The organism is Serratia sp. CoH_122_TC_1 (genome assembly GCF_058191755.1).
Genome location: NZ_JBXWLA010000006.1, coordinates 35,008 through 47,952, shown reverse-complemented (window position 1 = coordinate 47,952; position 12,945 = coordinate 35,008). Strand labels below are relative to the sequence as shown.

At 50.5% G+C, this 12,945-nt stretch carries 12 protein-coding genes; 7 read left to right on the top strand and 5 right to left on the bottom strand.

Annotation, left to right across the window (positions count from 1 at the left end):
- Nucleotides 1-16: 16 nt before the first annotated feature.
- From AC2FC2_RS09235 to AC2FC2_RS09220, 4 genes are all read left to right on the top strand, one after another.
- Nucleotides 17-817 carry an MBL fold metallo-hydrolase gene (locus AC2FC2_RS09235; protein WP_209638063.1) on the top strand — a complete coding sequence of 267 codons (801 nt, stop codon included), beginning with the start codon at nt 17-19 and terminating at the stop codon, nt 815-817.
- Nucleotides 818-993: 176 nt separating this feature from the next.
- Nucleotides 994-1,719: a 4'-phosphopantetheinyl transferase family protein gene (locus tag AC2FC2_RS09230; RefSeq protein WP_209638066.1), complete on the top strand. Its 726-nt coding sequence runs from the start codon at nt 994-996 to the stop codon at nt 1,717-1,719.
- Nucleotides 1,720-1,893: 174 nt separating this feature from the next.
- Complete coding sequence (locus AC2FC2_RS09225; RefSeq protein WP_490659112.1) at nt 1,894-2,460, top strand: NADPH-dependent FMN reductase; 567 nt, start codon at nt 1,894-1,896, stop codon at nt 2,458-2,460.
- Between the two features lie 93 nt (nt 2,461-2,553).
- Nucleotides 2,554-3,606, top strand: coding sequence for an alpha/beta hydrolase (locus tag AC2FC2_RS09220; protein WP_490659111.1), 1,053 nt, complete (start codon nt 2,554-2,556; stop codon nt 3,604-3,606).
- Between the two features lie 35 nt (nt 3,607-3,641).
- Here the strand turns inward: AC2FC2_RS09220 and AC2FC2_RS09215 are convergent, their stop codons facing one another.
- Entirely contained in the window at nt 3,642-4,979 is a 1,338-nt protein-coding gene (locus AC2FC2_RS09215; protein WP_037421216.1) for an NCS2 family permease, read from the bottom strand.
- A gap of 515 nt (nt 4,980-5,494) precedes the next feature.
- On the opposite strand from AC2FC2_RS09215, the gene AC2FC2_RS09210 reads away from it, so the two are divergent.
- From AC2FC2_RS09210 to AC2FC2_RS09200, 3 genes are read left to right on the top strand one after another with little or no spacing between them, the layout of a single operon-like run.
- Complete coding sequence (locus tag AC2FC2_RS09210) at nt 5,495-6,769, top strand: HlyD family secretion protein (protein ID WP_490659110.1); 1,275 nt, start codon at nt 5,495-5,497, stop codon at nt 6,767-6,769.
- The gene (locus tag AC2FC2_RS09205; RefSeq protein ID WP_490659109.1) at nt 6,762-8,861 is read left to right on the top strand and encodes a peptidase domain-containing ABC transporter; all 2,100 of its coding nucleotides are present in this window, start codon (nt 6,762-6,764) and stop codon (nt 8,859-8,861) included. Before AC2FC2_RS09210 ends, AC2FC2_RS09205 begins: the two co-directional genes overlap by 8 nt.
- A gap of 11 nt (nt 8,862-8,872) precedes the next feature.
- Nucleotides 8,873-9,520 carry a CPBP family intramembrane glutamic endopeptidase gene (locus AC2FC2_RS09200; RefSeq protein ID WP_490659108.1) on the top strand — a complete coding sequence of 216 codons (648 nt, stop codon included), beginning with the start codon at nt 8,873-8,875 and terminating at the stop codon, nt 9,518-9,520.
- 263 nt (nt 9,521-9,783) lie between these two features.
- Here the strand turns inward: AC2FC2_RS09200 and AC2FC2_RS09195 are convergent, their stop codons facing one another.
- The 4 genes from AC2FC2_RS09195 to AC2FC2_RS09180 all read right to left on the bottom strand — a co-directional run bounded on the left by AC2FC2_RS09195 (nt 9,784) and on the right by AC2FC2_RS09180 (nt 12,847).
- Nucleotides 9,784-10,104 (bottom strand): glycine zipper domain-containing protein, encoded by a 321-nt coding sequence (locus AC2FC2_RS09195; RefSeq protein WP_490659107.1) that lies wholly within the window; start codon nt 10,102-10,104, stop codon nt 9,784-9,786.
- A gap of 368 nt (nt 10,105-10,472) precedes the next feature.
- The gene (locus AC2FC2_RS09190) at nt 10,473-11,213 is read right to left on the bottom strand and encodes an amino acid ABC transporter permease (protein WP_265556638.1); all 741 of its coding nucleotides are present in this window, start codon (nt 11,211-11,213) and stop codon (nt 10,473-10,475) included.
- A gap of 1 nt (nt 11,214) precedes the next feature.
- Nucleotides 11,215-11,928: an amino acid ABC transporter permease gene (locus tag AC2FC2_RS09185; protein WP_490308404.1), complete on the bottom strand. Its 714-nt coding sequence runs from the start codon at nt 11,926-11,928 to the stop codon at nt 11,215-11,217.
- A 79-nt stretch (nt 11,929-12,007) separates the two neighbouring features.
- Nucleotides 12,008-12,847 (bottom strand): ABC transporter substrate-binding protein, encoded by an 840-nt coding sequence (locus AC2FC2_RS09180; protein ID WP_209638078.1) that lies wholly within the window; start codon nt 12,845-12,847, stop codon nt 12,008-12,010.
- Nucleotides 12,848-12,945: the final 98 nt, after the last annotated feature.

Below are 12,945 nucleotides of genomic sequence, written 5' to 3'. Positions count from 1 at the left end.
TCAGGAAAGAGCGAACATGCCGTTAACCATCAAGGTATTACTGGAAAACCGGCGTGCCGCTGGCGTAGACAAATCGCTAAAAGCGAAAGCCGGGTTGAGCCTGTGGATCCAGGATGAAACAGACGCGGTTTTGTTCGATACCGGCCCCGATGGCAGTTTTCTGCATAACGCAGCGCAAATGGGCGTCGACCTCTCCCGAATGACCGCAACGGTGCTTTCACACGGCCACTACGACCACTGCGGTGGCGTACCCTGGTTACCCGATAACAGTCGCATCATCTGCCACCCGCACATAGCTAATGAACGCCACTCAGCGGTAACATTTCTTGGATATACCAGGAAAATCAAAAAATTATCACTGAATATTGATTACTCACGCCATCACATGGAATACAGCAGTGAACCTCTGCATATCAGCGAGCGCTTTATATGGTCAGGGGAAATCTCGGTTACCCAACCGCAGGCCTATGGTGTGCTCAGTGGCAAAACGGAGTCTGTGGATTACGTGATAGACGAAGGTGTACTGATTTATAAATCTGACCGCGGATTGGTGATCATTACAGGCTGCGGACATCGGGGGATCGTTAACATCGTTCGTCACTGCCAAAAAATCACCGGGATAAATCAGATCCATGCGCTGATCGGCGGTTTTCATCTGCGCTGTGCGTCACCGCACACAATATGGCAGGTCAGACGGTTTCTAAACCAGCAAAAACCGGAAAAATTAATGGGATGCCATTGTACCGGTGCATGGGGCCGGCTATGGCTGCCGAAAGTGATTGCGCCAGCAACGGGAGAGACTTTCGTTCTGGAATAAATACCGTCTCCGGCGGCGGCCCCTCATGGCCTCCGCCCTCTTTCCTCACGGGAAAATACATAGCAAAAACCAATAAATAGGATAAAACGCATACTGTTTTTTGATGATAAATCCTAGGCTTATGCTTAATCTAATCCCCCAGCATTTTCAGTGAACCCTCTGTCATGGAGTGAATAATGGCGTGTCATTTTGCCCGATGGATCCCCACATCCACCGTATTGGATACCCGTAGACTCCCCACCGACGTGATTGCTGCAGCTACTGCTTTTTCCGTTAAACGCCGCCAGAGATTCCTGCAAGGGCGTGTTCTGCTCGCAGAAATGATGTTTTATCTTTACGGGCTACCGACACTCCCTCCTATTGCCACTACCCCCACCGGACGTCCTTGTTTTATCGACAATCATCTGCCCGATTTCAGTCTGGCCTATGCCAGCAATACGGTGGGAGTTTTACTCAGCGAAGAAGGCAAGGTTGGCCTGGATATTGAAGTGATGCGCGCACGCGGCGGGCAACATAAAGAGCTTCAGCACCAATATCTTACACCAGCTGAAAGTGCCTGGATAAGCGCGCAGTACGATAGACTGGAGGCAGAAACGCAACTGTGGAGCATCCGCCAGAGCGTGCTGAAACTTTCCGGCCAGGGCAACAGCGGCCAATCAACCCTACGTCTGCATCCTTTTTCCGGCCACCTGCGTTCCAGCACTACACCAGATGTCCATGTGATGAGCGACGCCGATGAGTATCTGAGCTGGGCCTGTGCCCACACTCCCGGCTTGGAACGCTTGGTGTGTTGGCAATATGCAGAACAGCAGGGCCTGCAAAAAGACGGCGAGATATCACCGCGCAACCCAGCCGTTTCAACGCGCTTCGTCAAACTGACCAGCCTGGCGACGCCTGGTTAAAAAGGGCGGAAATAGCGCAAAAACCAAGATAAAACTTTCTTTACCATATAAATTTCTTAATAAAAATGTAAAGTCAGCTAAATATTCAGAAATCGTCTATTCTCTCCGCACGCTTTGCCCTACTATCTTCAGGTGTTCTAAGCTGAATCTGTTCATTCGAAAGGGAGAATCACCATGTCAGACCAAGCATTAAAAATCGTCACTCTGCTCGGTAGTTTGCGCAAAGGTTCGTACAACGCGATGGTTGCGCACGCGCTGCCAAGCCTTGCACCACAAGGCGTCACCATTGAAGCGCTTCCTTCAATCCGTGATATCCCGTTATACGATGCCGATATGCAACAGGAAGAGGGTTTCCCCGCTACGGTGGAAGCCATTGCCGAGCAAATTCGTCAGGCTGACGGCGTTATCATCGTAACCCCGGAATATAACTATTCTGTGCCAGGCGGATTAAAAAACGCTATCGACTGGCTTTCTCGTCTGCCAAATCAACCCTTAGCCGGTAAACCAGTGGCCATTCAGACCAGTTCCATGGGGCCTATTGGCGGCGCACGATGCCAGTATCACCTGCGCCAGATTCTGGTATTCCTTGATGCCATGGTGATGAATAAGCCGGAATTTATGGGTGGCGTGATCCAAAATAAAGTGGATGCTCAGGCAGGTGAATTGATCGACCAAGGTACGCTGGACTTCCTGACCGGGCAGCTCTCCGCGTTCGGCGATTATATCCGCCGCGTGGAGTAAATGTTTTTTGACGCCCTCAGCAGAAAGCCGAATGGGGGCGTCACGCTAATGAGAGAACCATTGCCAACCCATTAAAAATAAAGTCATTACATTATGTATTTTTTCATTTTAGCCATATTACTGGCTTTCATCACCAGACCATTATTAGCCACAGAAATGCGCTACCCCGCCGGAGAAGAGCCCATCGCGCTGCCGGTACATAGCCCACTCAATGCTCAACTGTCGCGCACGGCTCAGAATCAGGAAGATAAAAAGATCGCAGCCATGTCGTTATATCTGACGCTCATGCGAGAAGACGGTCGCAACATCTGGGCCCCCTACCAGCTGGCGGCTTCGTCAGCGGAAAAAGGCCAAACCGAACTGGCAGAGCGGTACCTGCAGCTGAGCGCCGATCGCGGATTATGGTATTACTACAATCTGCTGGAAGACGACGCCTTCAATAGTATCCAACACAGCAGCACCTATCAGTCGATCTTGGCCGTTACCAAGGCCCGCTATCTGCAGCATGCGCATTGGTTTGAAGGCAAAGCCAGCTACGCCATTCCGGCTGGCACACCGCCCCCCGAAGGATGGCCAACGGTGGTATATCTGCATGCCTATGGCAAAAGTGCCGGTATATCTCCCGAGGAGCGCGTGCTGTTTAGTGAGATGGGCGTCGCCTATATTGAAATCAACGGCACCCAGATGCTGTCGGAAAACAGTTTCCGCTGGTCGAATTACAGTGACGAGAGCACCCAAAGCGCCATTCAGCGGGCACTGCAACCGTTAATAGTGGAATTAAAACTCAACCCACAACAGGTCTATCTGAGCGCTCGTGGCCAGGGAGCGCTGCATGCCGCCAATCTGTTAGCCAAGTACCCACAGCATTATGCTGGTGCTCTGTTAATTGCGCCTCAGGGCGAGATCAAACAGGCACAGCAATCTCTGGCGAAAAATAAACGGATGGTGGTGGTGTATTACGATCGGCAAAAATTTAGCGATCAAGCGCTGGCAATGCACTTTGCCAATCTGTTCAGCGAAGATAATCAGGTTGAGGCACTGCATTTTGCGCAGGGAGAGAACCCAGACGCGGGCTGGCAGGCACGCTTCAAACGGCCATTACAGTGGCTACTGAATCAGGCGCCGGATGCAACGCCTGACGCATAGAACACCGGGGCCGACGCTTGTCGACCCCGGTGGCATTAATGTCCGTCGACAAAGACAATCTTCAGCACAAACAACAGCGCGACAACGACCACGCATGGGCTGATTTCACGCCAGCGGCCGGTACCCAATTTCATCACACAGTACGAAATAAAACCGAGTGCGATACCTTCGGTAATCGAGAAACTGAACGGCATCATCACCGCAGTAACAAACGCCGGTACGGCTTCGGTCAGGTCATCCCACTTCACCCGTGCCAGGCTGGATGTCATCAGTACGCCAACGTAGATCAGCGCACCGGCAGCGGCATAAGCCGGAACCATACCCGCCAGCGGTGACAGGAAAATCACCAACAGGAACAAGATACCGGTCACCACTGCGGTCAGGCCGGTACGGCCACCGACAGAAACCCCGGCGGAACTTTCAATGTAGGCTGTAACGGAAGACGTGCCGACAAACGAACCTGCTACCGAGCTGATACTATCAACATACAGTGCCTGCTTCATGCGCGGGAACTTGCCTTTGTCATCGGTCAGCCCAGCCTTGTCAGTCACCCCGATCAGAGTACCGGAGGAGTCGAACAGGTTTACCAGCATGAAGGAGAAAATGACCCCTGCCAGACCAATGTTCAGCGCGCCTGCCAGATCAACCTGACCCACGACCGAAGTAATGTTCGGTGGCATGGAGAACAGACCGCCGTATTTCACATCACCCAATGCCCAACCGATCAGGGTTGTCACCACGATAGAAACCAGCACCGCCGCGTGGAAGTTACGCGAAGACAGCACAGCGATGATAAAGAAGCCCAGCGCACCTAACAGCACGTTGTGCGAGGTCAGGCTGCCTATGGTCACCAGCGTGTCCGGATTAGCCACCACGATACCGGCATTTTTCAGCCCCATCATGCCGATAAACAGGCCGATACCACTGGTAATCCCCACCCGCAGGCTCATGGGAATATTGGCAATCATCCAATAGCGGATACGGAAAATAGTCAGCAACAGTAAACCGACCGCGCCCCAGAAAATGGCTCCCATGCCAACCTGCCATGAAATGCCCATTGCACCCACGACCACAAAGGCGAAGAACGCATTGAGGCCCATCGCGGGTGCCAGCGCAACCGGCAGGTTTGCCAGCAAGCCCATCAAAATACTGCCGAAAGCGGCAATCAGACAGGTTGTGACAAACACGGCCTGCGTATCCATGCCCGCCGCGCCCAGAATTTGGGGGTTAACGAACACGATATACACCATAGTCAAAAAGGTCGTAATACCGGCAATCGTTTCCGTACGCGCCGTAGTTCCATGTTGCTTGAGTTTAAACACGCGCCCAAGCAAGCCTTGCTCAACGTCAAGGCCAGATACTGGTTTGCTCATTATCAGAATTCCGAAGAAGGGAATGGAGAGTCGCCGGCTATCCTATAACAAAAAGTAGGGGTTTTGACGCCGCTCACAGATTTTTTTCGCCGTCTTTACGGCTATAACCCTCAACAGATTGTATTTACTGAAATTGATAGGCAAACCGGGATTCTGCTGTCGTAATCGCATCCGATCTGGGTAAAGTGCCACTATCGCTGCTTAATTAAAGGACATGACGCTGATGAACCAGGTTCATGATCCGGCAGACCCAATGGAAAATATGCTTCAACATGCCGGTTACATTTTACGATGTTCTAAGGGGAATTAACTTAAACTGTCTGATAAACAAAAAAAGAGCTGTGCCGAACACATGAAACCGGGCAGTATTCAATCAGCGATCTGGCAGAGTTTTTTTCAATCTCACGGCCAATGGCGTATCGGATGCAGGCTCGCAGCAAGACAAGTGCATAGCGAATATCTATCAGAATAATAAGATGTGACCCATACCATCCCTTTTTTAAGGAAGACAGACGGTGTTTCGCCAGGAAGCGATTGATAATCAAAAAATGAAATGGCGCGGCCGGGCGCTTCTCCTCCCCGGAATCCCTTTTTGGCTCACTGCTGTGTTGTGTCTATTTTTTCTCGTCGCTTTTCTTACCTTCGTTATCGCTGGCACCTATACCCGGCGGGTCAACGTGACCGGCGAGATCAGTACCTATCCGCGCGCCGCCAATGTTTATTCCACTGTTCAAGGTGTGGTGGTCAAGCAATTCGTTATCGAAGGGCAAACGATCAAAGCCGGTGAACCCATTTACCAGATCGACGTCAGCAAAAGTACCCGTAGCGGCGTGGTTAGCGACAACCAGCGCCAGGACATAAATGGCCAACTGGCGCGCATTGCACAAATCATCAGCCGATTGGAAAGCAGCAAGCAAGCTACCCTCGCGATGTTGGAAAAACAAAAGGCACAGTATATCGCCGCGTTCACCCACTCCACCGACATCCTCCTGCGGGCACAGGAAGGGATACGTATCATGAAGGTGAACATGGATAACTACCGACACTATCAAACCAAGGGGCTAATCAACAAAGATCAATTGACCAACCAGGTGGCGCTCTATTATCAACAGCAGAACAACCTGCTGGGCCTCTCCGGCCAAAACGAGCAAAACGCCCTACAGATCACCACATTGGAAAGCCAGATCCATACCCAAGCCTCCGAATTCGATAACCGGATTTATCAGATGGAGTTACAACGCTACGAGTTGCAAAAGGAGCTGCAAAACATCGATGCCAGCGGAGTTATCGTCGTCCGCACGCTGGCAGACGGTTGCGTCGATTCACTGAGCGTCACGGTCGGACAAATGGTCAACGTCGGCGACAGCCTGTTGCAGGTGCTACCACATGACATTGATCACTATGCCCTGGTGCTCTGGGTACCCAACGATGCCATCCCCTACATTGCATCTGGAGATAAGGTCAATGTACGTTATGACGCCTTCCCGGCGGAAAAATTCGGCCAGTTCGCCGGTACGGTCTCCGTCATATCCAAAAGCCCGGCCTCACCGCAGGAAATGCTGACCTACCAGGGGGCACCCAAAACCGCACTGACCGCTGCCATACCCTACTACAAAGTGATTGTCAGACCGACGGAACAGGCCGTTGCCTACAACGGCAAACGTCTAAGCCTGGAAAACGGCATGAAGGCACAAAGCACTCTATTTCTGGAAAAAAGGAAGATTTATCAATGGATGCTATCCCCGTTCTACGACATGAAACACAGTGCGACGGGGCCAGTTAATGAGTAAACGCCGCTTTAAAAATTTGGTCAACCAATTGGATATGCGGCTGCGTCAACGCGTTCCGCTGGTTCATCAAACCGAAGCCTCTGAGTGCGGTTTAGCCTGCCTGGCGATGATTTGCGGCCACTATGGCAAGAACGTTGATCTGATTGCACTGCGACAGCAGTTTAATCTGTCGGCTCGTGGTGCCACGTTGTCCGGACTGACCGGCATCGCCGAACAACTGGGGTTGACCACCCGCCCCCTGTCACTGGATATCGACGAGCTTGGTGCCCTGAAAATGCCTTGCATACTGCACTGGGAGTTCAACCACTTTGTAGTGCTAGTGAGTGTTAAGCACAACCGTGCGATTTTACACGATCCGGCGCGTGGGCGTCGAATCGTGGGTATGACAGAGCTGTCGCAAAGTTTTACCGGCGTAGCACTTGAAGCTTGGCCCAGCAGTGCATTTAAAGCGCGCACTGAGCGCAACCAGTTCAGCCTCAGCACATTGATGGGTAGCGTGCACGGACTAAAGGGCACACTCGGGAAGATATTTTGCCTTTCAATGGTGATTGAGACCATCAACCTGGTAATGCCGATTGGCACGCAACTGATTATGGATCACGCGATACCCGCTGGGGATCGCGGACTGTTAACTATCATATGCATCGGCTTATTATTCTTTATTCTGCTGCGTGCAGCAGTCAGCATGGTACGCGCCTGGTCGTCGCTGGTCATGACAACGCTCATCAACGTTCAGTGGCAATCTGGACTGTTCAATCATTTGCTGCGTTTGCCGTTGGCGTATTTCGAACGGCGCAAATTAGGTGACATCCAGTCACGTTTTGGTTCACTCGATGCGTTGCATACCACCTTCACAGCCAGTGTCGTCGGCGCCATCATGGATAGCATCATGGTGATCGGCGTACTGGTGATGATGGTGCTGTACGGAGGATGGTTGACCTGGGTCGTACTGGCTTTCACAGCCCTGTACGTGCTACTGCGTTTGCTGACCTACGGCTACTACCGGCAGTTGTCCGAGGAATCATTGGTGAGAAACGCCCGGGCCGGCTCGTATTTTATGGAAACACTTTACGGCATCGCCACCGTCAAGATGCAAGGTATGACGGAAAGGCGCAGTGCCCACTGGCTTAACCTCGAAATCGACAGCATTAATACCGGTATACGAGTGACCAAGATGGACATGCTGTTTGGTGGTATCAACACCCTGATTGCCGCCTGTGATCAGGTGGTAATCCTGTGGTTGGGAACCAGTCTGGTGATCGGCAATCAGATGACTATTGGCATGTTCGTGGCGTTCAGTGCATTCAGGGGGCAGTTCTCTGATCGCGTGAGCTCATTAACCAACTTCTTGCTGCAGTTACGTATGATGAGCATGCACAACGAGCGTATTGCCGATATTGCCCTGCATTCGTGTGATAATCGCAAACCCGATCTCCCCTATGAAGCCCAACTGCAGCCGATTTCCCTCAGCACTCATGCGCTGAGTTATCGCTACGACAGTCAGTCACCAACCATTTTCAGCGCACTGAATATCACCATTGCGGCAGGAGAAAGCGTGGCAATAGTGGGGCCTTCCGGTGCAGGAAAAACGACCCTGATGAAGGTGTTGTGTGGGCTCTTTGCTCCCGACAACGGTAGAGTTGAGGTGAACGGTATCGACATTCAGCAATTGGGGATTAATAACTACCACAAGATGATCGCTTGCGTAATGCAGGACGATAAGCTGTTCTCGGGCTCTATCCGCGAAAATATCTGCGGATTTACGGATGTCGTGGATGAGAATTGGATGCAGGAATGCGCCCAAGCCAGCTATCTTCATGAGGTCATTATGCGCATGCCAATGGGGTATGAAACATTGATCGGCGAACTGGGCGAAGGGTTGTCTGGCGGACAAAAGCAACGCCTATTCATCGCCAGGGCCATTTATAAAAAACCTGGACTCCTGTTTATGGATGAAGCGACCAGTGCTCTGGACAAGGAGAGTGAGGCAATGGTAAATCAGGCTATACAGAATCTTAATATTACACGGGTTATCATTGCACACCGTGAAAGCACCATTGCGTCTGCAGAAAGAGTTATTGAATTAATATAGGATGGGTTTATATGGTTTACGATGAGGAATATATCAGAAGGCATAAAGATGTTTCTGGCTGCCTATCGATGACCTTACTCATGTATGGCGTTGCTTATATTATCAATGAATTACCAACCTCTATCCACTCAGCTTTAAATGGTAGTATTTATCCAGTATTGTTTCTGATTGAGTTTGCTATTATTGTACCTGTATATCTTACATTTTTCGTTAAAAGATCTGGGTTCGGGAAGGGGAAATTGAAAGCAGTAGATTTCTTTTTCTATCTGTCTATTATCGTTATTGTACAATTTTTAGTGTTACCACTAATGGGGATTAATGATAAAAAGCCGTCTGACATTTTTGAGGCTTCAGCATATACCCCCAGTGTAATCATAACATTATTATCTACTGTTTTTTTAGCGCCGATATATGAAGAGATGATTTTTAGAGGTTGCCTTTTTAAATTGATTCAACATTGGTTTAATAATACCATTGCAACAATAATCTTGAGCTCTGCTGCATTTGTTTATTTTCATTCGCAGTATGAAGACTATAGAATACTCATTGCATTGTTCTTAGTCTCAATAGTTTTTGGCGTTGCAAAGCAGAAATCCAATGGGATTGTCCTACCCATCACTTTACACATATCAATGAACTTAATTGTTATTTATTTATGAAAACCACTTTCTTTTTTACCTCTTGGGATTAAAACGCAAACCGTAAACACCATGAAAGTAAAGGGGAGTAAGTTATATGGGAATACCAAGTCATCTTGATTCGTTGCAACTTTCACCACATACTTTGTAAAATATTCAACCAGAAAAACAATCAGTAGTTTTACAATAACTGGAGAGGACTGAAGGAAATTCGTGACGTTATATTTCAACAATTTTCACCTCCTTAATAATAAGGCAAAGTCTTACCTTTGCCTTAAAAATCATTACCATTTATTACAGGTGCCTATACCTGCTGGAGTATGTGACACGCTAGGAGCTTCGTGCATACTCCCGCCTACTTTCCCACCAACATAGCCGCCAACACCAGCACCTACGGCCTTACCTGGACCCCCGCCTACTTTCCCGCCCAAATAGCCGCCAAGATAACTTCCTAACGATGAACCGACAGATTCCCCTAAGCCTGATTTGTTACCAGAATTTCCGTTAGAACCGTTATTTCTACCACCATTGTCACAACGATCGCCACCGTTATTACCTCGGCCGCCAGAAACATGATCGAGCATGGATGAGTCAAGAACCTTCATAAACAACTCCCTTTGATAATGGCCTATGTAAATTTATGTAAAGCGAGTAATTATTAATCCCTATGTGTAAATCTTTCAACGGGTTTGGTTAGAATATTTTATGTATTTTTGTTTATCCTTTATGCTTTTCGATACATCACCGCTTTAACCCGTCCTACTCGTTACATTAATTCTTTTGTTTTCATGATTAAAATCAATTTTTTATACAAAAAAACATCATTTAAGCAAGAGCATTACTTTTTATTTATAAATAAAAAATATGCAGAGATATTTAACGTTTTTTACTTGCAACCCCAGACCAAAAATTTTGACGATCTGGCGCAGCTGCCCGCGCTGTGGCGCGAGCGGGGTTGGCAGCTAACGGCAGATTAACTGGCTGGTAGCGGTGGTTTATTGCGCCACCAGCGCCATGACCGTTTCAGCGCTCGGGTCTGTGGGCTGAAGCGGCGGTTGGCCGCGTTGGCCAGCAAATCCAGCGCCAGACAAAACACGAAGTACACCCATGCGACAAACAGGAACACTTCCATCGGGTACACCATGCTGCGGTTATTGACCTGAGTCGCCAAGAAGGTCAGTTCTCCGACGCCGACGATATAAGCCAGGGAGGTGTCTTTGATCAACGAAATCCATTGGTTGATAAACGACGGCACCATCATACGCAGCGCCTGCGGCAGCACGATCATGCGCAGTGTTTGCCAACGGGTCAGCCCCAGTGACAAGCCGGCTTGCCACTGCCCAGCGCCGATAGCGACAATGCCGGCCTTCACCGCATGGGCCAAATACGCGGAGGCGATCAGCGCCAACGCGCATACCACGGTGGTGATTTCCGGGATATCGACGCCAAACACCATCGGCAATAAGAAATAGGTCCAGAAAATCAGCATGATCACCGGGATGGCGCGGAAGAAACCCAACACCGCCGCCAGCAAGCCAGCCGCCACACCGCGCGACATTGCCAATGCCACGCCCAGCAGCGTGCCGAGAATGGCCGAGGCCACACCGGCCATCAGACTGATCGCCAGCGTCAGCGCCGCACCGCCCAATGGCCCGTCGGGCCAGGTTCCCCACAGCAGATAGCCCAGGTTGTCATGAATAATGCTGAAATCCATCTTAATGTCCTCTCAGCGGCTTGCGCTGCTGTCGCCACATTCCCCAGCCTTCCAGCAAGGCAATGATGGCGATGTACAACACCGTCGCCACACCAAATGCCTGGAAGGTGCGTAGTGTCTCAGTTTCCACCTGACGCGAAGCATAAGACAGTTCGGCCACGCCGATCGCCATCGTCAACGAGGAGTTCTTTATCACGTTCATATACTGACCCAGCAGCGGCGGCATGGCGATGTTTAGCGCCTGCGGCAACACCACATAACGCATAGCCTGCCAGCCGGTTAATCCCAGCGCATTGGCCGCATATTTTTGCCCACTGGCAACGCCACGAATACCGGATCGGATCTCTTCGGCGATAAAGGCGCTGGAGTACAACGTCAGGCCAAAGAAACCGGCAAGAAATTCAAACGACGGCCATTCAAGCGGGCCAATGTGATGTGAGGTGTTAAGCCATTGCATTGTGGCTGAAGGCAGGATCTGCCCGGCGGCGAAATACCAGAAGAACAGCTGTACCAGAAGCGGCGTATTGCGAAACAACGAACTGTAGCCCATCGCCAGCCATCGCAATGGGCGCAGGTGGCTGTCACGCATCGTCGTCAGTAAAAAACCCAACAACGTGGCGGCCAGGCTCGCACAGGCAGAAAGCCACAGCGTCAACAGAAAACCCTGCCACAGCCAGTTTAGGTATTGCGGCGCCAGCAACCAGTCCAGATTCATGGTCAATCCTTGTCTTACAAAATGCGTCAGGGGCGCAGCAAGCTGCGCCCCTACAAACAGATCTCAGCCCCGCAAAAAATCAGGCCTTCGGCTGTTGATCCAACGGCGCGATTTTGAAATCGCCGCGCGGCTGTGCGGTTTTGGTTTCCGGTCCGAACCAGCGATCGTAGATCTTCACCGCTTCGCCGTCTTTTTCCAGCGCGATCAGCGTGTCATTAACCGTGGCCGTCAGGCGATCTTCCCCTTTTGGAATACCGACGCCCTGGTACTCTTTGGTAATGCTGAACGGGGATATTTCGAAGTCCGCTTTCTGCGCGGCCGGCAGGTTGCCTAACAGGCCCACCAGCTTGGCGTCATCCTGGGTGATTGCCTGCACGTTGCCGTTACGCAACGCAACGAACGCCAGCGGTGTGTCATCGTAGGAGATCACTTTCGCCGTTGGATAATGCTCACGCAGCGTGATTTCCTGCACTGTCCCCTTGTCCGCACCGATACGCAGCTTTTTGATATCTTCCGGGGATTTCAGCACGCCTTTATGGGCAATAAATTTCTGGCCGGTAGCAAAATAGGGTACGCTGAAGTTCACTTCCTTGGCGCGCTCATCGGTAATGGTGAAATTGGCGGCGATCAGATCGACCTTTTTCGAGACCAATAAAGGAATACGGTTAGCTGGATTGGTGGCACGCAGCTCCACCTTTACACCCAGCGCTTTACCAATCGCATCGGCCACATCAACGTCATAACCCACCAGCTTTTTAGTTTGCGGATCGATATAACCGAACGGCGGGTTACTGTCGAATACCGCGATACGCACTACGCCAGCTTTCTTGATGTCGTCGAGTTTGTCCGCATGCGCGGCACCGGTAGCGAGGCTGGTCAAGCTGGCTAATAACGTTAAGGCCAAAACGCGATGTTTCATGGGAAGCTCCTAAGGGGTTGATGTCCTGCTGGCTGCTACGCTAGCAAGACCCACTTAGGTCAGGAAATAATATAAAAAGCTATATTTATAACCATTTT